Origin of the sequence: Acinetobacter sp. (assembly GCF_049284435.1) — a bacterium.
Taxonomy (GTDB): domain Bacteria; phylum Pseudomonadota; class Gammaproteobacteria; order Pseudomonadales; family Moraxellaceae; genus Acinetobacter.
In genome coordinates, this window is record NZ_JBAPXX010000005.1 from 1 (window position 1) to 22,231 (window position 22,231).

17 protein-coding genes and 2 tRNA genes are annotated in these 22,231 nt (G+C 45.2%); 7 read left to right on the plus strand and 12 right to left on the minus strand.

The window, feature by feature from the left end:
• The first annotated feature begins 1 nt into the window (after position 1).
• From WAK81_RS00450 to WAK81_RS00460, 3 genes are all read left to right on the plus strand, one after another.
• Positions 2-77: transfer RNA gene (locus tag WAK81_RS00450), tRNA-Glu, on the plus strand.
• Positions 78-123: 46 nt separating this feature from the next.
• A tRNA-Glu gene (locus WAK81_RS00455) sits at positions 124-199 on the plus strand.
• A gap of 306 nt (positions 200-505) precedes the next feature.
• Positions 506-1,927, plus strand: a complete 1,422-nt coding sequence (locus WAK81_RS00460) for an iron-containing redox enzyme family protein (protein ID WP_422195231.1) — start codon at positions 506-508, stop codon at positions 1,925-1,927.
• A 65-nt stretch (positions 1,928-1,992) separates the two neighbouring features.
• Here the strand turns inward: WAK81_RS00460 and WAK81_RS00465 are convergent, their stop codons facing one another.
• The 5 genes from WAK81_RS00465 to WAK81_RS00485 form a co-directional block, all read right to left on the minus strand.
• Positions 1,993-3,237 carry an NADH:flavin oxidoreductase/NADH oxidase family protein gene (locus tag WAK81_RS00465; protein ID WP_422195232.1) on the minus strand — a complete coding sequence of 415 codons (1,245 nt, stop codon included), beginning with the start codon at positions 3,235-3,237 and terminating at the stop codon, positions 1,993-1,995.
• Between the two features lie 129 nt (positions 3,238-3,366).
• Entirely contained in the window at positions 3,367-4,377 is a 1,011-nt protein-coding gene (locus tag WAK81_RS00470; protein WP_422195233.1) for an ABC transporter permease, read from the minus strand.
• Positions 4,377-5,423, minus strand: a complete 1,047-nt coding sequence (locus tag WAK81_RS00475; RefSeq protein ID WP_422195234.1) for an ABC transporter permease subunit — start codon at positions 5,421-5,423, stop codon at positions 4,377-4,379. Before WAK81_RS00475 ends, WAK81_RS00470 begins: the two co-directional genes overlap by 1 nt.
• 24 nt (positions 5,424-5,447) lie before the next feature.
• Positions 5,448-7,289, minus strand: coding sequence for an extracellular solute-binding protein (locus WAK81_RS00480; RefSeq protein ID WP_422195235.1), 1,842 nt, complete (start codon positions 7,287-7,289; stop codon positions 5,448-5,450).
• 10 nt (positions 7,290-7,299) lie between these two features.
• Positions 7,300-10,593, minus strand: a complete 3,294-nt coding sequence (locus tag WAK81_RS00485; RefSeq protein WP_422195236.1) for a LysM peptidoglycan-binding domain-containing protein — start codon at positions 10,591-10,593, stop codon at positions 7,300-7,302.
• 207 nt (positions 10,594-10,800) lie between these two features.
• Between WAK81_RS00485 and dnaQ the strand changes: the two genes are divergently transcribed.
• The 3 genes from dnaQ (at position 10,801) to nudC (ending at position 14,719) form a co-directional block, all read left to right on the plus strand.
• Positions 10,801-12,174, plus strand: coding sequence for a DNA polymerase III subunit epsilon (gene dnaQ / locus WAK81_RS00490; RefSeq protein ID WP_422195237.1), 1,374 nt, complete (start codon positions 10,801-10,803; stop codon positions 12,172-12,174).
• Between the two features lie 125 nt (positions 12,175-12,299).
• Positions 12,300-13,943 (plus strand): chemotaxis protein, encoded by a 1,644-nt coding sequence (locus WAK81_RS00495; RefSeq protein ID WP_422195238.1) that lies wholly within the window; start codon positions 12,300-12,302, stop codon positions 13,941-13,943.
• The gene (nudC, locus tag WAK81_RS00500; RefSeq protein ID WP_422195239.1) at positions 13,943-14,719 is read left to right on the plus strand and encodes an NAD(+) diphosphatase; all 777 of its coding nucleotides are present in this window, start codon (positions 13,943-13,945) and stop codon (positions 14,717-14,719) included. The genes WAK81_RS00495 and nudC overlap by 1 nt, the downstream gene beginning before the upstream one ends.
• 104 nt (positions 14,720-14,823) lie before the next feature.
• On the opposite strand, the gene WAK81_RS00505 is transcribed toward nudC, so the two are convergent.
• The 4 genes from WAK81_RS00505 to WAK81_RS00520 form a co-directional block, all read right to left on the minus strand.
• Positions 14,824-15,705, minus strand: coding sequence for an alpha/beta hydrolase (locus WAK81_RS00505; protein ID WP_422195240.1), 882 nt, complete (start codon positions 15,703-15,705; stop codon positions 14,824-14,826).
• Positions 15,695-16,381, minus strand: coding sequence for a BON domain-containing protein (locus WAK81_RS00510; RefSeq protein ID WP_422195241.1), 687 nt, complete (start codon positions 16,379-16,381; stop codon positions 15,695-15,697). Before WAK81_RS00510 ends, WAK81_RS00505 begins: the two co-directional genes overlap by 11 nt.
• 133 nt (positions 16,382-16,514) lie before the next feature.
• Positions 16,515-16,931 (minus strand): YraN family protein, encoded by a 417-nt coding sequence (locus tag WAK81_RS00515; protein WP_422195247.1) that lies wholly within the window; start codon positions 16,929-16,931, stop codon positions 16,515-16,517.
• Between the two features lie 11 nt (positions 16,932-16,942).
• On the minus strand, positions 16,943-17,902 hold the full coding sequence (locus WAK81_RS00520; RefSeq protein WP_422195242.1) for a penicillin-binding protein activator: 960 nt from the start codon (positions 17,900-17,902) through the stop codon (positions 16,943-16,945).
• Between the two features lie 10 nt (positions 17,903-17,912).
• Between WAK81_RS00520 and rsmI the strand changes: the two genes are divergently transcribed.
• A complete protein-coding gene (gene rsmI, locus WAK81_RS00525) occupies positions 17,913-18,755 on the plus strand; it encodes a 16S rRNA (cytidine(1402)-2'-O)-methyltransferase (RefSeq protein WP_422195243.1) in 843 nt (280 codons plus the stop codon).
• 89 nt (positions 18,756-18,844) lie between these two features.
• Here rsmI and WAK81_RS00530 read toward each other — a convergent pair whose 3' ends face one another.
• The 3 genes from WAK81_RS00530 to ubiH all read right to left on the minus strand — a co-directional run bounded on the left by WAK81_RS00530 (position 18,845) and on the right by ubiH (position 21,726).
• The gene (locus WAK81_RS00530; protein WP_422195244.1) at positions 18,845-19,099 is read right to left on the minus strand and encodes a hypothetical protein; all 255 of its coding nucleotides are present in this window, start codon (positions 19,097-19,099) and stop codon (positions 18,845-18,847) included.
• Positions 19,100-19,273: 174 nt separating this feature from the next.
• A complete protein-coding gene (locus WAK81_RS00535) occupies positions 19,274-20,521 on the minus strand; it encodes an FAD-dependent monooxygenase (protein ID WP_422195245.1) in 1,248 nt (415 codons plus the stop codon).
• Complete coding sequence (gene ubiH / locus WAK81_RS00540) at positions 20,518-21,726, minus strand: 2-octaprenyl-6-methoxyphenyl hydroxylase (protein WP_422195246.1); 1,209 nt, start codon at positions 21,724-21,726, stop codon at positions 20,518-20,520. The genes WAK81_RS00535 and ubiH overlap by 4 nt, the downstream gene beginning before the upstream one ends.
• Between the last annotated feature and the right edge of the window lie 505 nt (positions 21,727-22,231).

Here is a 22,231-nt window from a genome sequence, read left to right on the forward strand (position 1 = left end):
AGTCCCTATCGTCTAGAGGCCTAGGACATCGCCCTTTCACGGCGGTAACCGGGGTTCGAATCCCCGTAGGGACGCCATTACTTCAAGCGAGAAGTAAAGGTTTTAAAATTTATCTTCTGTACTGTCCCTATCGTCTAGAGGCCTAGGACATCGCCCTTTCACGGCGGTAACCGGGGTTCGAATCCCCGTAGGGACGCCATATTCGAGATGGCAACATCTCAACAAAAAGCCCGAGCATTGCGACTCGGGCTTTTTTATCTTTCAAATTTTATTTCTCGAATCTTTAAACCTTGTTTTTATCATTCGTTCAAATCTAGCTCTCTTTCTGGGGGCTGCCATCCCATTCTTAATTTTACAATTTGTATTGTTTTAACATTTCTATGCATAGAAATATCCGTTCATTTTCATTTAAAGCAATACACCAATAAATTAGAACAAAAATTCAACACCCTGCTTTTAGAGGGCACGTTAAGGTAAATCAAGAGAAATCTGCAAGGATCAGATTATGTTCGTCAGCACAGAGCTAAGTTTACCTTTATCGCCAAATAAAAATCATAATTATCAAATTAAAAGCTTTAAGGATTGGGTCGACTTTTTTCAAGATACTGAAATTTCGACATATACCAAAACCGAACAAGCCGAATCTTATTTGAGCGATCTGATTAAAAAATTAAATATTGATACTCTCGGATGGCTGGATCAGCCTGCACAGGTTGAACAGTATCTTCTAGAACAACATCATCAAGTCTGTGCGACTTTCCAGGCCTATGTCAATCGCCGGAAACAGCACCAAGCCCGGGAATATTTTTCGACTGTTTCCCATGCTTTCGAATTCTTGGCGAAAGTTGCACTGGTTAAACTGGTCGATGGTGCCTGGTTATATTCGACCGTGCAAAACTACAATCAGCCCGAGCTAAAAGATTTAATTTACATCTATCTCGAAGAGCTTGGCTTAGGGCATCCACATGCCAATCATGTCACCATGTATCAGGATCTATTGAGTCATTATGAGCTGAACAGTTATGCCGAGCATTTGGATGACAGTTACTACGAACAGGCTGCCGTACAGCTAGCACTGGCCTATGCCCCGGCCAAATACCTACCTTTGGTCATTGGCTTTAATCTTGGTTATGAACAGTTACCGCTGCATCTTTTAATCACCAATTATGAACTGGCTGAACTGGGCATTGATCCACATTATTTCAATGTACACATTACCATTGATAATGCTCACAATGGTCATGCGCAGAAATCCCTGCAAGCGTTTATACAGTATTTTAACCATACAGAAAATCCGCAGACTTATCTGGAGCTGATTAAAAAAGGCTATGTACTGAATGACATTGGCAAAAGTTCCTCCCAGATCATCAAGGAACTGGATATTGAGCAGATGGCTTTAAAAGTGTTCCAGAACAAGGCCCTGATTGGCCAATATATTCATAATCAGAAATGCCAGTTTAGTGGTAAGACCATCAATGAGTGGTTATCCAACCCGGCTCAAATTGCTAATTTCCTGAACGTAATGATTGAAAAAGGCTGGATTGTGAAAGATGCGCCCGTGGAACAAAGCCGCTTCTGGAAAATGATAGATCATCCGGAAGGTAAAATGTTTGGTGTCTTTAATGCGACCGAAAAACAGATTATTAAAGACTGGATTCAGGGTTCAGACTTCGCAACTCGCCTGTCGTCACGTAGTGCAACCCCTTCACAGGCAAAAATTGAACCTGCAATGAGCCGTATGGACCAGCAGCGCTTGAATCAGTTGAAAAGTCGCTTCATGCGCTGTGAAGGTGCTGAACAGAAAATTGATTTACTGGTTCCTTATACTGCGCCGCATATGCATCACACCGAAATAGGCTTATGGGCGACTCGTCAGTTGAGCCAGTTATTATTTCCTTTCCAGACCCAGGCGATGCATTATTCCTAAAGCACTCCTAAGTGCCAGAAATTAAAAAACTGGACATTTGCAGTGTCCGATTTTTTTAATAACAATTAAGCCGATTTTCGCGAGTTTAATTGTCCTTTGATCACCGCTTTGACATTGCCTTTCAGATACTGCAAAAAGACTTTTAGGGGCGACAACTTTGGATTAGGCTGCCTGCCTTTGGCAATTTCCTTAAACTGAGCGGCATACCAGATGATTTCCATAATCGCCATCTTGTCGACCATTGGAATACCGGTTTTAATTTTCTCAACCGTATAACGTACATCCTGCCCTGCAACCAGACGATTGCCCAAGTCAGGTTCTACCGCAAAGGGACGTGCGATCCCGACAAAATCACAGGCACCACTGTCGAGCGCGGCATTCATGCCTTCAACTGTTCGGAATCCACCTGTGACCATGATATGGCAATTGACTTCCTGACGGATTTTTTCGGCAAAATCGAGGAAATAGGCTTCACGGGCAATGGTCGAGGCCTTGCGCTTGTCTGCTTTCACGCCGGCCATCGCAGGTGCTTCATAGCTACCACCTGACACTTCAATGATATCAATGCCTGCAACATCCATCGCCTTAAAGACATAAATGACATCTTCTTCGCTAATACCGCCGCGCTGGAAATCAGCTGAATTCAGCTTAACCGAAATAATAAAATTTTCCGAAGTCGCAGCACGAACAGCCTGATAGGTTTGCAGCAAGAAACGGGTACGATTCTCAATACTACCACCCCATTGATCCTGCCGCTTATTGGTCAGCGGTGACAGAAACTGGCTAATCAGATAACCATGTGCCCCATGCAACTGCACCCCCTCAAATCCTGCTTTTTCACAGATAGCAGCCGAAGTGGCAAAGCGCTGGATAATATCCAGGATTTCATCTTCACGCAGTTCCCGTGGGGTTCCGAAGCTCATTGCCAAAGCCGGACTAAAGGGTACTGCGGACGGTGCAACCGTTTCTTTATTCAGGCCTTTGGGACACTGGCGGCCCGGATGCGACAACTGGACCAGTTGTACCATGCCATGCTGTTTGCCTACGTCGGCCCAGACTTTGAGCTGCGCCAGATCGCGTTCTGTTTCTACCACTACGACGCCCGGTTCATTCTTGGCACGATAATCCACCATGACATTACCCGTAATAGCACAACCCAAGCCACCTTCGGCCCATGCTTCATACAACTTGAAATGCGCCTGATTGGGCTGGCCGGCATCATTGGCCAGTGCTTCACTCATGGCACCTTTAATGATGCGGTTTTTAAAAGTGATATTGCGAATTTGAATGGAATCGGCCAATTGAGTCATGATCTGTCCTGATACGTTACTTTTATTTTGTACTCGTTTATAACGTAAGCCAGAACAATTGACAATCAGTCTTGTCAAATTTATACCATTTTTATCTGCTTATTTTTTATGGTTAAAGATTTTTATGATTTAGTTTCTTGGATCAAAAGCATCCCGTACTGCTTCTCCCATATAGATCAGCAAACTCAGCACAATCGCCAAACTAAAAAATCCGGACAATGCCAGCCACGGCGCATTTAAGTTGTTTTTGGCCTGAAGCAAGAGTTCCCCCAGAGATGCCGAATCAGGTGGCAGACCATAACCTAAAAAATCCAGAGCTGTCAGTGCAGTAATATTGGCGGTTAGCATAAAAGGTAACTGTGACAGGCTAGAACCTATCACATTGGGGAGAATATGTTTGAACATGATTCGTCCATCACCTGCTCCAATACTTTTTGCTGCCCAGACATATTCCAGATTTCTGGCGCGCAAAAACTCAGCGCGCACCATACTCACCAGTGTGGTCCAGCCAAATAACAGCATGATCAGAAATAGCCAGTAAATACTAGGAGTAAACAGACTGACCAGTACCATCACCATAAATAGCATCGGCAAACCGCTCCAGACTTCGAGTATGCGTTGCCCGATCAGGTCAATCCATCCACCATAATAACCCTGAATTGCCCCTGCTAAAATTCCCAACGCCGCAGACAATAGAGTCAGTGCAAAACCAAACAGGAATGAAATCCTTAAGCCATATAGAATCCGTGCCAGAACGTCACGGCCCTGGTCATCTGTTCCCAGCCAGTTTTGCGCACTCGGTGGCGATGGCACCGGTACAGCCAGTTCAAAATTTGGCGTTTGATAAGAAAACGGAATGATGGGCCAGATCGCCCAGCCTTTTTCTGCAATCAGTTGCTGTACAGCGGGATCTTTATATTCTGCTTCTGTCTCAAATACTCCACCAAAAGTGGTTTCCGGATAGGATTTCAGGATGGGCAGATAAAAAGCATGATCATATTTCACCAACAAGGGCTTATCGTTAGCAATCAGTTCTGCACCCAAGGAAATGATGAAAATAGCACTGAAAATAATAAAGCAGCTAAAGCCCAGCTTATGCTGCTTAAAACGTTGCCAGCGTGCTTGCATCAAGGAAGACATTATTGTGATCCTCGACGTGAACTGAAATGAATCCGCGGATCAATCAGTTGATACAGCAAATCGCTGAGTAAACGCAGTATCAGACTGAGCAAGGTAAAGATAAACAAAGTACCAAAAATCACTGGATAGTCGCGCTGGATAATCGCCTCAAAACCTAAAACACCCAAGCCATCCAGATTAAAGATAATCTCGATAAACAGGTTGCCCACGAAAAATACCCCGATCAGGACTTCGGGCAAACCTGCGATAAGCACTAAAATGGCATTCCGGAATACATGCCGATACAGCACTACATGTTCAGTTAAACCTTTGGCCCGCGCAGCCAGAACATATTGCTTGCTCAGTTCTTCCACAAAGGAAAATTTGACCAGATAAGTCAAACTGGCAAACCCGCCAAGCACCATGGCCAACAGCGGCAAGGCCATATGCCAGAAATAATCCTGAATTTTCGCAAAGAATGATAATTCTACAAAATTTTCAGAGCGAATGCCCTGCAAGGGAAACCAGTGCAGATAGGACCCGCCAGCAAAAAAGACTATGAGTAAAATGGCAAAAATAAAGGCTGGAATGGCATAGCCTACGGCCAAAACTAGAGAGGTGGTCTGATCAAACAGACTGCCATGTTTTCGGGCTTTTCTAATACCTAAAGGAATAGAGACCAGATAGATCAGCAAGGTACTCCACAAGCCTAAAGAAAGCGATACTGGCAATTTCTCCCAGATGAGTTCAGTCACAGGCTTGTCTTTGAAAAAACTCTGCCCCAGATCAAACTGCGCATAACGCATTACCATTTCCCAAAAGCGGATATGCAGCGGCTGGTCAAAGCCGTATTGGATATTGATCTGCTCTAGCATCTCCGGTGTGAGGCCTTGCTTTCCCTGATACTGCAATCCGGTATGTGCCAAACCATTAACCTGTTGCGCCTGATAAATCCCCTGCTCCACCGGACCACCGGGTGCCAGCTGGATCACCATAAAATTGATCAGTAAAATGATCAGTAAGGTTGGAATCATCAGCAACAGACGTTTGAGAATATAAGTGCTCATGGCACTCCCTGATAGGCTTGGAGCTTAATGCTGTTTGAAATAATCAGCCACATGTCTGGCCTTTGCCGCGTCGACCCACCAGTAATCAATCCCGGCGGAGAGTTTAGGTTTCAGCTGGGGCTGCTGATACATATTCCAGTAAGCATACCAGTATTCGCCTGTACCATAAGTCAGAATATGATAATAGCCTGCACGCAATAAACGGTCTAATGCTCGGGTACTATTCACTAGCTGTTCACGGTTTTGAGCCTGAGTCACCTGCTGAATTACGGCATCAATGGCCGGATTTCGAATGCCGGCATAATTATAATTGCCTGGCTGCGCTGCGGCCTGACTGCCCCAGAACTGTTTCTGCTCCTGCCCCGGTGTCAGGGATTGCGGCATGGTATCGACAATCATATCAAACTGATAATTCCGCAGCCGTTCATAATATTGCGCTGTTTCTACCATACGAATGCTGGCCTGAATGCCCAAGCGTTTTAAATGACGCAGATACGGCATCAGATAACGCTGCTGTTCCGCCTGATGCAACAGGAATTCAATCTGTACCGGTTGACCCGCAGCATTGACCAACTTCCCCTGTTGATAACGATAGCCTGCCTTTAATAGCAATTGACGGGCTTTTAACAAGTTGCTCCGGTTAAAACCGGAGGCATCTGACTGAGGATATTTCCAGTCCTGAAGTACAGCCTGACGTTGAACCTGATCAAGCTGCTTTAAATGGGGTTTTAAAATGTGCAGTTCTTGAACACTTGGCCGTCCATGAGATGCCAGCTCGCTATTGGAAAAAAAGCTGTTCAGGCGCTGATATTCATCATAGAACATGGCTTTATTCAACCATTCGAAATCATAGGCAAAACTCAAGGCTTGCCGGAAACGGATATCGGCAAAAGGCTGACGGCGGGTATTGAATATCAGACTCTGGGTCGGAATCGGGTTGTGATGCTGAAAGCGGTAACACTGCACCTGTCCTTGCCGAACAGCGGGAAACTGGTAGTCTTTCACCCAGCGGTTGACCTGTTTTTCCTCATGCAAGGTAAATTGACCCGACTTGAAAGCTTCGAACTTGATTTCAGGACTACGATAATAACGATACTTGATCCGGTCAAAATTATAACGTCCGCGGTTGACCATCAAGTCTTTACCCCAGTATCGGGGATTGCGTTTGTAGCTAATACTACGTCCAGCATCTATGCGTTCAATGACATAGGGTCCTGAACCCACCATCGGTTTCAGCGTCAATTCTTTGAAATTACGCTTTTGCCATTCCTGTTTAGAATAAATGGGCATCTGCGCGACAATCATCGCCATTTCCGGATTATGTCCGGATTTAAAATGCATTTTGACCTGTAAAGGTGACAGAACTTCCAGCCGGTTTAAATCAGCCAGATACATCTGCAGGCCAAAATTGGACTGGGTCTGAAACAGTTCGAAGCTGTATTTGACATCTTGTGCAGTCACCGGCTGGCCATTGCTAAACCGTGCTTTGGGATTTAAATGAAAAATAATAAAGGCGGTTTTCTTGGGGTCAAAACTGACTTTTTCTGCCAGCAAGGGATAGTACACACCGGGCTCATCCAGTGACTTGGACAGCAAACTGTCAAAAATATAGTTGATCCCTTCGGTGACATTGCCTTTACCATTCATGCTATTCAAATTATCGAAACTGCCATCAGCTGCCAGAATCAGCGTACCGCCTTTCGGTGCTTGCGGATTGGCATAAGGCAGGGATTTGGCCTGGGCATATTTCGGCTGGCTATGTAGTGCAATATATGGGGTGGTAATAAGGGCTGCCCAACTGCTACTCACGAGCAGCGGGGCTAGCCAGATCAACCTGAAAGTTTTAAATAAATGAGCGAATCTCACGATCAATTTATTAATTCGGCACTTTAATCACATCACCAATACGCAATTGTGTATTCGGTTTAAGATCATTCATTTCCGCCAGTTCATTGCTGTTCAGACCATAACGTGAAGCCAGACCGATTAAGGTATCACCGCGTTTGACTTTATAATCCGTCACCAGTTTTGGAATCTGGATCGTTTGACTGACACGCAATCCTGCGCGTGGACTCAGATTATTTAACTGAGCCAGGTCGGTCACGCTTATGCCTAAACGGCTGGCAATTGCATTCAGGGATTCACCTGATTTTACCGTATAGGATTCAGTTGCCTTAGAAGCTACAGGCTTAGCTGCCACTTTCACGTCTTCAACTTTTTTATCTGCCGGAAAGTCACCATCAATTTTTAAACGCTGACCAATACGCACTGTGCTATTGGTATTCAGGCCGTTTAAATCTGCCAGATATTTCAGTTGTAAATGATACTGACGCGCAATAAAGCTTAACGTTTCACCTGACTTCACCACATGCGAATCCGATTTTGTATTCTTGTCCGCAGTTTCCGCGACCACTTCACGTAACGTTTCTGCGACCTCACCACTCAGTTTCAGGCGCTGTCCTACACGCAAGCCGGCATTACGTGACATGCCATTCAGGCTCGCCACTTGGTCCATCGATAGATTGTATCTTGCGGCAATGCCAGTCAGCGTATCGCCCGATTGAACCGTATAGGTTTCAGGGATCTGACTGCCAGCTGGAATCTTGATGGTCTGACCTATACGTAAACCGCTATTAGCAGACAACCCATTCAGTACAGCCAGTTCAGAGACACTCAGCTTGCTTTGACTGGCAATGCTATACAGGGTTTCACCGCGTTTGACCTGATAATTTTCAGTCGCAGTCTGATCGACTTTGACATTTTCAAACTTCTGTTCAGTTTTCTGGCTAGATGCTGTTAACTCCTCAACTTCCTGAAGTGGCACATTGATTTTCTGACCCACCATCAAACTACTACCGGCAGTCAGACCCGACGTTAATGATGCCAGTTCGGTATTTGAAAGCCCGTAACGATCGGCAATCAGTTTCAGATACTCACCGCGTTTCACTGTATAGGATTTGGTCTGAACCTTGGCAGTTTCAGCTTTTTTCGTGTCTTCAACTTTGGCTTTGGATTGTCCTGTTTCTTTTAATGACAGCTTTTGCCCAACGAACAGACCGCTATTGGTACTCAGTCCATTAAAATCAGCTAATTGTTTCACGCTAAAACCAAACTGATTCGCTACGCTGGTCAGAGAGTCATTGGCCTGAACTACATAGGTTTCCGGCTTTTCTTTGGCTTTGCTGGCTTCCTGTACAGGTTTGGCATCATACAGATAAATGGTAGTGCCCACATAAAGCGGAGAATTTGGATCAATCTGGTTCCATTTCGCCACATCACGCCAGTTCACCCCATTTTTAGCCGCAATCATTGCCAGATTATCACCTGGTAACACCTTATAGGTACTGCGTTTGCCTTTTGGAGCGACCACCACCACTTCAGAATCAGTCTTGACGTAATTTTTACCCTGATTCAGCTTGGCTTCAACCGAGTTTGCGGTGGTATTGTCAGCAACTTCTTTTGGATAAGAGAAGCCTTTGGTCAGCTCCTTACCTTGCTGCTCAGCTACAGACAGGCTGGTTTGAATGGCAGTCAGCTTAATTTTGCCGTCATAAGGATCAACAATTTCTGTGCCCGCCGGCGCCAATGCTTTCAGCTCTTCAACCACTTGGGCCTGTTCTGCCGGTGTTGCAACAGGCTGTAGAATTTCATCTACAGTTTTCTGAATATCCTGTGCGATGACCGCCTGCTGAACTTGTTGACGCTCAGCTGCCGAAATCGGTGGTTCGACCTGAATCTGTTTCGCTGGCGCCGCAGGCGTCACAGCTACCGGAATACGCGGCGCACTTGGAATCGGCAAATCACTTTGTGCCGCAAAACTGGCCAAGGCAGATGAGCCTTGAGGCGTCGAAATCTTTTTCGTAGTCTTCGTTACAGTATTTGCCGTTGTCGCGGTACTTACCGCTGCTGTGACGACAGGTGGCGTACTTGCAGCTTTAGCTGGAGTCGTTGTTTTAGCAACGGTCGTTGCAGGCTGATTACTAACAACCGCTAGCGGAGTCTGTTTAGAAGGCGTAATCGTTTTCGTATTTAATTCTGGCGGTGCAGCTCTGGTTGGCACCACTGTCGTCGTATTTCGCGGCAGGCTGCTCGTGTTACTCGCCCATAAACCACCTGAGCCAGATAATTTTTTCAGCTTCTCATCCACGGAAGGACTTAAGTCAGCAGGAATCAGAATACGGCGCGGACTTGAAGGATCAATATGATCGCCCCGATGTCCCGGATTTAATTGATACAGTTCTGCACGGCTCAAACCGGCAATCGCTGCAATTTCATTTAAACTGGCAACGCCCACAGGAACTTCACGGAAATGCGGACGGTTGGCAATCGGTGGCAAACTCACCCCATAACTGCCCGGATTTTTAATAATTTGTGCAACCGCCAGAAAACGTGGCACATAGCTCATGGTTTCTTGTGGCAATTTCAATGACCAATAATCGGTAGGCAGACCTGCGGCTTTATTACGGTTAATCGCCTGCTGGATACGGCCTGGGCCGGCATTATAAGAAGCAAGCGCCAATTCCCAGGAACCAAACTGGTTGTACAGACTGCCTAAAAACTCATAGGCTGCACGGGTGGATTCCACCACATCACGACGACCATCGTATAATGAGGTCTGCTTTAAACCATAAATACGGCCGGTACTTGGAATAAACTGCCATAAACCTGCTGCTGCCGCACTACTGGTCGCAGCCGGGTCATACGAACTTTCAATAATCGGTAACAGCGCCAACTCGGTTGGCATGCCACGGCGTTCTGCTTCTTTTACTGTGTAATATAAATAACGTGATGCACGCGCACTTAAGCGATCCAGGTAAGGCTGACGTGAAATAAACCAGCCACGCTGCGCATCGATCCGCGGATTCCAGACACTTAAGTCCATCTTGAAACCCACGGTCATACGTTTCCAGACATCACCATGTTTCAAAATCTGTAAACGGTCGCCTTCGACTGCACGCATATCCGTTGCAGAGAGTAAATCTTCGAGTCCATCCAGACTGCTGGCATCCAGATATTGTGATCCAACTTGCTTGCTTGATGCTGTTTGGGTCGCACTTTGTGTAGATGAACAGCCCGTCAGTCCTAGGGAAGCAAGTGCAGTTCCCAGTACAGAATATTTTAAAAATGTAGGTAATGTCGGCTGCCACAAAATTGCGGTTGGTTTATACATAAAGAAATCCAAACAACTCGTATATAAATTTATTTTTTAGATATGCCATTGTAGTGAAGCATGTCGAAGACTCAAGCCAATAATTTACCGCGATTTCACGTTAAATGTTACAAGAAATTAAAAAATCCTGGACATATAGATTGATCGACTGCATTTGCGCTATACAATAAGCCTTCCAGCTTGTTCTATTTTGATCGGATTTAATCTATGTCACACACTATCACACTTTATGTTGATGGCGCCTGTCGCGGCAACCCGGGTTTAGGCGGTTGGGGTGCGTACATTGTTAATGGCCAACAAGAACACAAAATCTGTGGCGGTGAAGATCATACTACCAATAACCGTATGGAACTGACGGCTGCGATTGAAGGGATTCTGTTCTGTGACAAGCAAGACAAACTGGTGATCTATACCGATTCCAAGTACGTCAAACAAGGCATTACCGAATGGATTCACGGCTGGAAAAAGAAAAACTGGAAAGACGTCAAAAATCCTGATCTGTGGCAAAAACTCGATGAAGTCTGTCAGGGACGCGAGATTGAATGGCACTGGGTCAAAGGTCATGCCGGACACCCGGGCAATGAAATGGCCGATCAGCTGGCCAATTTGGGTGCTGATGAAACCCTGAAAAAATCCAAGCAAAGCCCTTTAATGTCTGACGATAAAAAAAAATCTGAACCCGACTGGTTGCTAGATGATCCTTTCGGTCTGGATCTGGCCGAGAGTGAAGAAGAGCTTGAAGAAATCATCGAAGTGACTGTTGAAGAAATTGTACAGACTGAAGTTTTAGCAACGGACACCAACGAAGATGCTTCATCTTCAGAAGCATCAGCCTCGACTGAGCTACATCCGCAAATTGTCATTACACCAGCAAAGCTACAGCTGCATGGCCCACGACAACTGATTCTGGATACTGAAACCACCGGTTTTTATTATCAGGATGGTGACCGGATTATTGAAGTCGGCGCGCTGGAAATGATTAACCGCAAACTGACCGGCAGCTCGATTCATATTTATATCAATCCGAAAACACCGGTTGGCGATTCCGTGAATGTCCACGGGATCACCGACGAATTCCTGCAAGACAAACCGCTGTTTGAAGAAATTTCTCAAGTGCTGTTTGACTATTTACACGGTGCGGAAATTATTGCGCATAACGCGACCTTCGATATGAACTTCCTGGATATGGAATTCAAGCGCGCAAGTTTTAAAGCGCTCTCCGAGGTTTGTGAAGTCACTGATACCCTGGCACTGGCCAAGTCTAAGCATCCCGGACAGAAAAACTCGCTGGATGCCTTAGTGCGCCGTTACGAGATTCCACAACGTGACCGTACCTTCCACGGTGCCTTGCTCGATGCGGAAATCCTGTCCGATGTTTATCTGGCGATGACCGGTGGACAGGTGTCTTTTGATATCGATGCCCTGTCTCAGTCTGAAGACCAGAACAGCCGCTCAGGGATGGCCAGAGTTGAAATTGAATTGCCGGTGATTCTTCCGTCAGAACAAGAATTGCAGGAACATGAGAATTGGGTCAAACAATTCGAAGAAAAACATGGAACTGCTTGCCTTTTCGCGAAATAAAATCTACATTTCCGGGGATACTTTAGGTTTAAAACTATCGTTCTTCAGTTATAGTAAATACAAAGAGGCCCCGTAGTTTAAGGCGGGGCTCATATATAGATAATACTCCAGGAAAGGTGCAGATCATGTCTTACCAAACCTCTATACATTTTGATCCAACAGCTTTACTGATAATAAAAAATGAGGTTGATAACTCGATCAAGTTAGTCGAATCAGCAGTAAGCACCTTGGTAGAAGACCAGACTTTACCTTTTGGTATTGATGATGCATTAAATCAGTTCGAACAATGCGCCCAGGTTCTGGCACTCATCGACATGTCCAGTCTGGCAAAAGTCGCTCAATATTCAGCAGAATTAATGCGCAAGATTATGGGGAATCCGGCGCAGGTCAATACTCAAGAAGTGATCGCCTTGAGTGAAGGCACCACCATGCTGAAACGCTATATCGAATTTATCTGTTTGCGTGAAGTAAAAATTCCACAGTTTTTGCTGGATACCCGGAACCGTCTGGAACTGGCTTTGGGTAAACCGCTGACGACTGAAGGCCAGCATGTAGAATCGCTACTGGATTGCGTCACCCCTGATTTTGCACTGCCACAAGCACCAAGTCTGGAAAAATCCCAATATGTACACCGCCTGTATAAGCTGTCACTGAACAAGCTGATCAATCAGGAAGAAAGTGAACTGGATCTGCAAGCCATCAAACTGGTGGGTGCTTATCTGGCTGGACTTGCAGAACAACATGACAGCAAGCAGTACTGGAATCTGGTCTGTGTCGCGTTGAACAATATTGATCACCTGCTGATTAATGAGCCACGTCTACGCACACTGGTGAGCATTGAACGCAACATGGCACAGTATTTTAGCTCGGCAGACAGCTTCAAGGCTTCACTGGCAGATTTAGCCAATGTGCTCAGCCTGTGTATCAGTCAGGAAGATGAAACTGCACAATCTATCCGTAGCCAGCTCAATGTGGGCGATGACCTGCTGACCGATATGCAATTACAGGTCTTCAGTCGCCATCTGTATGGGCCTGACTTTGAAACCATGCATACCATCAGCGAATTGGTGACCACGGAAATGGCGCAAATCCGTAATGATATCGAGTTCAACTATCAGAACATGACGCCTGAAAAGACTCAGGAATTGCAGGTACAACTAAATAATCTGGCGAATATCTTCAAGGTATTGAATCTGAATGAAGCCTATCATGACCTGACCCGCCAGGCCGCTTCACTGAGCCAGCCGGAGATTATGCAGGATGCCAGCTTTGCCCAGCAGTTGATGAATGTGATTCTGTCTGCCATGAACTCGATTGGGGTGCTGGAACGTCATCATACTTCGAGCCGCTTGCAGCTGCGCGTCAACAACATGAATATTTCTCTGGACCGTCTGGATGAAGCACACGCTGCTTTACTCACTGAAACCAAGGCCCTGATCGAGCTTTCCAGCCAGATTTTCAGCAATTACCTGCAAGATCATGACTTGACTGCACTCGAAGCTGTGCCATTACAATTTTTTGAAATCGGCGGCGCGATGCTGTTCCTGAATGCAGAACATGTTCGTACTGCGTTCACCACCACTGCGGAATTTATCAAAAACCGTATTGATCTGTCGATTGCATTAACTCCGGAAGAAATTCATCGTGCTTTAGACACTCTGGCCAGTGCCGACATGATGATTGATAACTTAAAGAACAAACAGCCTGTATTACAGACCATGTTTCAGGTAGCATTGGACAGTAGTGAGAAACTCAAAATAGTTGCCTAATGTCCAAATTATCACTTGCTTATATTTTTCAACAACAGCAACTGCTGGTCGATCAACACTTCCAACTTCCACAGGTTGAAGCCTTAGCAAGTGATTTGCTACTCCACACGGGTGATGAGGTGATTGCCCGTGATCTCCTTCCCGATGAGCCGATTCCTGCAGGCTTACAACTGATTCCCATCCGTCAGCTGTTACAGTTCTGGAATACCCAGCAATTTGAACAGGCCAGCCGTGCGGTACAGCTTTTAGAATGGCGTCGTAACCATAAATTCTGTAGTCATTGCGGCACAGCGACTGAAGCGCATGCTGTTGAATATGCCATGGTCTGCCCATCCTGCAACTATCGCCAGTATCCACGGGTACAGCCTTGCGTTATTACCGTCATTACCAAAGGCAAAGACGAGATTTTGCTGGCCAAAAATGCGCGCAATACCAAAAGCCAGATGTATGGACTGATTGCCGGCTTTGTCGAAGTGGGTGAAACGCTGGAAGATGCAGTACGTCGTGAAACACTGGAAGAAGTCGGTTTGCAACTCAAGAATATCCAGTATCTGGCCAGCCAGCCCTGGCCTTTCCCCAGCAATCTCATGATTGCCTTCAAGGCAGAATATGCTGGTGGTGAGCTACAGCTGCAGGAAGAGGAAATTAGCGATGCGCAATTCTTTAAATTCGATCAGCTGCCTGAAATGCCGTTTAAAGGTAGTATTGCCCATGCCATGATCATGCATGTGACTCAAGGTACGCCAGTCGCAGACGACACCAAGACCTGGCTGTAAATCTGTATTTGAAAGATTTAGCTCAACGGCTCAAAAAAGAACCCAGTGGATGATCTCCCTTGGATTCTTTTTTATCTATTGCTTGGTTAAACCAAATATCAATCTCAGGATTTAAATGCATCCTCAAGCGCCCAAAGCACCTGTGCCTTGGTCTGGAAAAACCGGCTAAACAAACTGGAGAGCGAACCCACGATCATAATATGGCCAAGTTTCGGAATGTGAATCAAATGGCTATGATTGCCCTTCTCTTTCAGTACGCGGTCCAAATCTTGGCTATTGAAATGCCCAACAATCTTGTCTTTTTCGGCAATAAACAGATAATGCCGGATTGGACTATTTTTAACAAAATAATAAGGCATCACCTGTTGATAGGGCACAGTCTGGTCAAAAGCATCGGCACAAATCGGATCATTCTTATAATCAAAATGATAAGGGCCAGCCAAACCAATCATCGCACGAATTTGAATGTGATTAATACTGGCTGATTGCGGATGATACAGTGCAGACATGACATTAAAAGCCCCAGCCGAATGTCCCATCAATACCAGATTTTCAGCACAGATATCTAACTGTTCGGCAGACTGCTGCAAATGCTCCAGCAACAGATGCAGATCATGAATATAAGCCGGAAAAATATGCCGCGGCGCCAGATGGTAATTCATCACCACCACGTCATAGCCTTCTTTGGCAAAGGCCTCACCAATAAACTGATAGTCCTTTTTATCGCCATGCAGCCATGCACCACCATGTACAAAAACAATCAAGGGCCTATGTGGCAAAGGCTGCTGGCTACGAAACAGATCAAAGCGCTGCCGGGCCTTTAAGCCATAGGCCAGTTGGGTTTCGACCGTGTAACCCTGTTTCGGGGTTAAACGATTTAAAGCATAACTGCCAAAATCGTATAACCGGAAATCTTGATAATCTTGCTGAAACTGCAGAATACGCTGTGAGAGCTGGGTTTTAAAATGATCAACCTTATGAAGCATCGGTCGGTTCAACTGTATCAGGATCAATCGCAACTGGGGTCTGCTCAATGCCGGGCTGTGCATAAGCAGGTGCTGCAAAGTTCTGATTGTTCAGATTTGAAGACTGTTCAACATTATCAATCAGCGTCACGATTTTGGTGACATTGCCCACTTGCTGCAATACCTGGTTCAGGTCAGCAATCTCGGCACCGTTCAGGCGTCCCATTACATACAGCACACCATCTTCGGTATGTACATGCACTTTACTGTCCGAAACCACGGTGGCTTTCATGATCAGGCCACGGGTATTCGCAGTCACCGCAGTATCCTGCATGATGGTGCTATAGCTGATCTGATTGCCTACAGTAATAAAATTATGTACCGCTTTGACATCACTCATGGATTTGACATTGTCTTCAGCCAGTTGCTTTAAATGAGCATCCGGCACCTGACCAGTCAACAAGACATTGCCATGGAAACTTTCAATATTGACCCGGGCCTGCTTGAAGCGCGAATCCAGTTTATAAAGATTAATTTTTGCAGTACGGACAATCGAGGAATCAATAAATACCTGCCCCAAGGTACGCGCCCCACTTTCAGTTCCGACAGGAGCCGTACCTGTGCCGCTGGAAATAAAACTGGCACAACCTGATAAACTTGCGACACACAGCATTGTTATTGCAATACGCTTAACCACTCAGCAAGACTCCTTCATTTTATTACGTCTTTTTCAATCTAATAATCTGTTTTCAAGCTCAGATCATGTCAATTCTGCTTGAACTTTACAATGATCTTGAAGCAAATATAAGCATCTTTAGACCTTATTTTGTTCAAAGGTTAATAAACTCTTGATCAAAAGTAAAAGCATTTTCAATCCATTCCAGATCATAAGGGTATTGCGAAAAGTCATGCTGTATGGTTTTTGCAAATTGCTGTTTAAAATCAAAACAAATCACGTCAAAACGATAGTAATAGTGTGCAAATTGTGGATTTTTCTGAATAAAACACATTGCCGTCTTGAGCATCTTGCCCTGTTTCGCTCTGGAAACTGATTCAATGGCTTGTGCGTATCCAGTTTGTGCACGTGCCTTGACTTCCACAAAGACCAGCTCCTGATCACGCACCAGAATCAGATCAAGCTCGCCATAGCGACTGTGATAATTGGCGGTCAGGAACTGAAATCCATAGTTTTGCATCAGTTGGGCCGCTTGCTGCTCCGCCCATGCACCTAGTTGCTGTCGTAGCATTACTCTCTCGCTCATAGTAGCTTGACGCCTGTGCCACTGTACTGAAAACATTGTGGACTACGCTGAATACTGTGGTCCGTGATTTCAATCCGGCCAGTTCTACCCTGAAATTCAATATGCTGCAAATGCGGTTGTGACAGGTACTGCTGGGTAATCTGCCACGCATCTCCACCGAAGGCAATCAGCCGCTGATAGGACATATCTACCGGCTCTTTGGCATAGGCCTGTACAACATCCGGCCAGTCAGCCAGATAAAGTACCGGAACATCACAAAACTTGATCCCTTGTGGCAGCTTGTGCTGTTCGCTGATCGCATTGGCTACGGTATATATCCGTTTACGGCTTAATTCAGGTATGGCAGCCAACCCTTCTGCATTACCGAGGAATAAAAGCCCCTGCTTTGGCATTAAAAAAATGGGCGCCTTGTTCACGATCTTAAATTTCAGATCACCCTGACTGAACAAAGACATCAGCAACAGTTCATGCTCGGCTTCACTGCCCGGCTGACGTAAAATCAGCAATTGCTGAACCCCATCTTTAAAAAAGAGTGTTTTCAAGGCAGCAGCATCTTCTTTTTTGGACAGGCTGAATTGCCAGACTTGGGGTGATGACCCGGCCACATCATTCAGGCTGAGGGTACGTATTTTAGGTTTACTCTTGAGCAGTTGCTCTACATCGCTACGTGCCAATGGTCCTACCACCATTTTGGTCTTTTTATTGACATGCTGTTTCAGTAGCTGGGAGATATTTTTCTGATTGGAATTGACCCATTTCAATGGAACTTTCTGCCCGGAAGTAGCATAGGCACTGAGAAAACCCTGTTTGATACTAGATGCAGCTCGCGCCAAAGGCCCGGATTCGGGTAGAATGATCAACACTTCTGCTTGTACGCTGCTGATGTAGCTGACTAAACACAAGCCCAATATTTTATTTTTAATCTTCCATTTTTTATTATTCAATTTATTCCACATGGAGAAACCTATGAGTGCTCAGTTATTTGTTGTTGCGACTCCAATCGGGCACTTAGATGATATTAGTTATCGTGCAATTCAGGTGTTGAAGTCGGTGAGTCTTATTGCTGCTGAGGATACACGAACTTCAGCACAGTTGCTTAAACACTTTAATATTCAAACACCTCTGACCGCTTGCCATGAACATAATGAAAGCAACAAGATTGATCAGTTGATCCAGCGTCTGCTCAATGGCGAAGATATGGCCCTGATCAGCGATGCTGGTACTCCCCTGATCAGCGACCCTGGTTTTAAATTTGTCCGTGCTGCTCAAGCGCATAATATTCGCGTGATTCCTGTACCTGGTGCTTGTGCTGCAATTGCTGCCTTAAGCGCAGTTGGCTTGCCAAGTGACCGTTTCAGTTTTGAGGGTTTTCTGCCATCCAGACAAAGTCAGCGTCTGCTGAATCTGGAAAAACTGAAAGATGAAACCCAGACTTTAATTTTCTATGAAGCACCGCACCGGATTCTGGATTGCGTTAAAGATATGGCCAGCGTTTTCGGAGCAGATCGCCCGGTCGGTTTTGCGCGTGAGATTACCAAGACTTTTGAAACTATCAAAAAAATGACCTTGGGTGAGCTGGTCGAATTCATTAGCAATGATCACAATCAGGAAAAAGGCGAAATTGTTCTGGTGATTGGCGGTGCCACCGAAGAAAAAGATCTGGATCAGGAAAAACTGGATAAATTATTGAACCGCTTATTGCAGGATCTGTCAGTCAAAGCAGCTTCACAGTTGGCAGCAGATTTAACGGGTATCAAAAAGAAAATCGCTTATCAACGTGCTTTAGAGCTGACTTCGGCAAACGATTAATGTTCTAGATTTTCTATTACGTTTTGATTTGCAAAAAAAACACCACAATTGATGTGGTGTTTTTTATAAGAGGCAAGTTAATCAATAATTTATTCTTTGGCTACTGATTCATCTGCTGGGACTTCAACAATACGACCACCATTGGCAAGGAAAGCCGCGATTTCGTCTTCAAGTGCCTGACGTTTCTTTAACTTTGCAGTGACGGTCAAAGTTTCAGCTTCTGCAAGATCGGTATCATTCACGACGTCTGTGCTATCTGCTGCGCCTTTTTCAGCTGCTTTTGCTTCATCATCGTCAACGATTGAATCTTCAACGTCGTCATCATAATCATTCATGTCTGTCATTTGCATCTCCCCAAAAATGGCGCTTGCTTGGTATTCCAAGCCAGGTGTCGAATTAAGTGAAATTTAGCAATCTCTTTGGGCTTCGCCTAGTACCAAACATCAAAAAATCGTATCTTTTTTAAACAAAATCGTTACTCTTTATTGGTGTTTGTTTAAAAAATTTACATTTCTGTCTTAAGCTGCGTAGCGTGTGTCTTTAAGTAAACCCAGACCATTGGCTTGCGCCATAAATGCATCTTTTAACATGGGCTGACTTTCTACCTGTTTCAAGCCGAAATTGCGTGCCCAAATCATCGGGAAGAATAAAGTGGTTTCCATCCAGCCAATCGCAGACATGCTGTGCATCATGGCATCGTTTTGACCTTTACGGCGATGCTCATAGCGTTTCAGGGTCTGCTCATGTGCCCATACGCCACGCGCCTGATCATGCAGCAAAACATCACAGAGCACGGCAGCATCCAGACAGCCAATATTCACCCCTTGACCTGCTAATGGATGAATTACATGTGCCGCATCTCCAATCAGGGCTAAACCATCTTGGACATATTGTTGGGCAGCGCGGGCTTTTAAGGGGAAAGTGGCACGTGGTGTCGCCTCTAAGACTTCACCCAGCATATGCTGGCTTTCACGGGTTAACAGCTGAGTAAACTCAGCATCTGACAACGCTGCATATTCTTCGGCATAATCTTCTGGCAAGGTCCAGACAATTGATTGCCAGTGTCCCTGCTCTTCCGGATTAAGGCTGGCCATAGGTAAAAAAGCCAATGGACCGGTTTCAAGAAAAATCTGACGTGCCATATGCTGATGAGGTTGTGCAGTTTTAATGGCACAACTGATCCCCGCCTGTTTATAGTCCAGTACATCAATATCGATGAAAGCTTGCTCACGGACAAAGGAGTTTGCACCATCTGCGCCAATGACCAGCTTGGTTTTCAGCTGAGTACCATCGGCCAGATGGATGATCCACACACCGATGCCACGTTCAACACGGCTGACTTTAACCTGTGTTCTATAATCTTGAACATCTTCCAGCATCTTTTGCTGAATGGCCAGATTCAGAATGCTTGGCTCCACCATTGAACCCAAGGCCTGTTTTACCGAGGGCGTTTTTTCTGAAGGCTGGCCGAAATTGATTTCGCCATAGCCATTTTTATTCCAGACCTGCATGCCGGTATAAGGCTGCTGCCGTGCCAGATTTTCCCAGACACCCACCGTCTTTAACAGGTGAATGGTTACCTGACTTAGAGCCAAGACACGCGGATTGGCCACACGCAAAGTTTTATCTGCATCCAGAATTGGCGCCGCATCCAGAACTGTAGGCTGCACACCACCTTGAGCTAACAGAAGCGCTGTAAGTCCACCAACCAGCCCACCACCAATAATGACGACGTCTAATATTTCGTTAGTTTGATTTAAGCTCATGCTTTTAACCCCATGGCATAATTTGCAACCAGTGGCTTGATGCCAGGAATAGTATCAAAAGCGATTAAACCAGTATTACGAATCAGCTTTAAAAATGGATTCTGGTTACTAAAGCCACGTACCACTGAATCACAGAACTTGATCACACGCTGCTGGTCGCTGAGACGGGATTTTTCATAATCTTGCAATATTGCCGCATCGCCCAAGTCTGCGTCTTGCGCCTGCTGTTCTTTCAGGTAACGCACCAACACATGCGCATCACGCATACACAGATTAAATCCTTGGCCAGCCACTGGATGAATAGTATGTGCCGCATTGCCCATGAGCACTACACGACCAACAGCCTGCTTTTCGGCCAGCACTTGAGAGAGTGGGAAACTGAACCGTTTTCCGGTTTTCTGGAATTTTCCGGCACGATCGCCATAAGTCTCCTGCAAGGCATCCAGAAAATGTTGGTCATTTTCATCTCCTAGCCATTCCCCTTCGGTACCTTTTTTCACGGGCCAGACCACTGAACGGCGATATTCGCCCGGCAATGGCAACAGTGCCAAAGGTCCTAAATGACTGAAACGCTCAAAGCCCACATGACCATGTGGCTTTGAAGTTTGCACTGTGGTCACAATCGCAACCTGATCATAATCATGTTCTGACGCACCAATACCTAGTGCTTTACGACAGAAAGAATCCCGACCATCCGCTGCAATAACCAGTTTTGACTGTAATTTTAGTGACGATTCACCGCGCTGAGCTTCGATATAAGCCAAGTCTGCATCTTGGGTAAGAGAGGTCACCTGAACACCATCAATCAGTTCAATCAATGGCTCTTTTTTGACTTGGGTCAGCAGTACACGACCGAGCCAGGCATTTTCAATGACCTGACCAAAGCTTTCAACTTTTTCCTGCTCGGCTTTCAGTCGGGCCTTACCAAAGCTGCCTTGTTCAGTAATATTGACTTCCAGAATTGGCGTAGCATGTTCTTGCAAAGCATTCCAAAGTCCAAGTTCCTGATAGATCTGCACGCTACGGCGTGACAAGGCACTGTTACGTGCATCAAAACTGGAATGATATGGCGCAAGATTTTCATCATCATAATTTGGGTATTTGATGGCTTCCAAAAGTTTGACTGCAATATTGGTTTTCGCCAACATTAATGCGAGGCTTAAGCCCACCATCCCACCACCGACAATGATGACTTCTTGTTGCATGCTTACTTCCTTATCTGTTTATTCGCATCTATGGCGAATTACATAAAATGTATATTGGTTTTATCTTACCTCAAGGCTTTGAATTTTTATAATGATTCGTGTCAGCGACGTACATTTCTGCATATAGAAAATAGACGTACATTTCTGCATATAGAAAATAATTGATCTGATGAATGCTTAAATTCAGCTAAAGAATTTCGTGAAACATAAGCATAATAAGATGTAATTGAACATGGTAAACCATAAGAAAGCCAAAATCAGAGGGTTTAGGCTTCTAAGCAAAAATTAAATAATTGATTTATATTAAATAAAAAATAATTGTTATTCCCAAGTAGAAATGTCCTACCTAATAACCAAATAGAAATGTCCTATATGGATATTTCCAAGTCAAGCACAGGATTTAGATTTCGTTCTTGGATTACTGTTTTCTGTGCACGTCTGCTTGGCATGTTTTGAGAGCGATTCCGTTTGTTTTGTTGTTCCAGTTCTTCATGCTGTTGTTGAA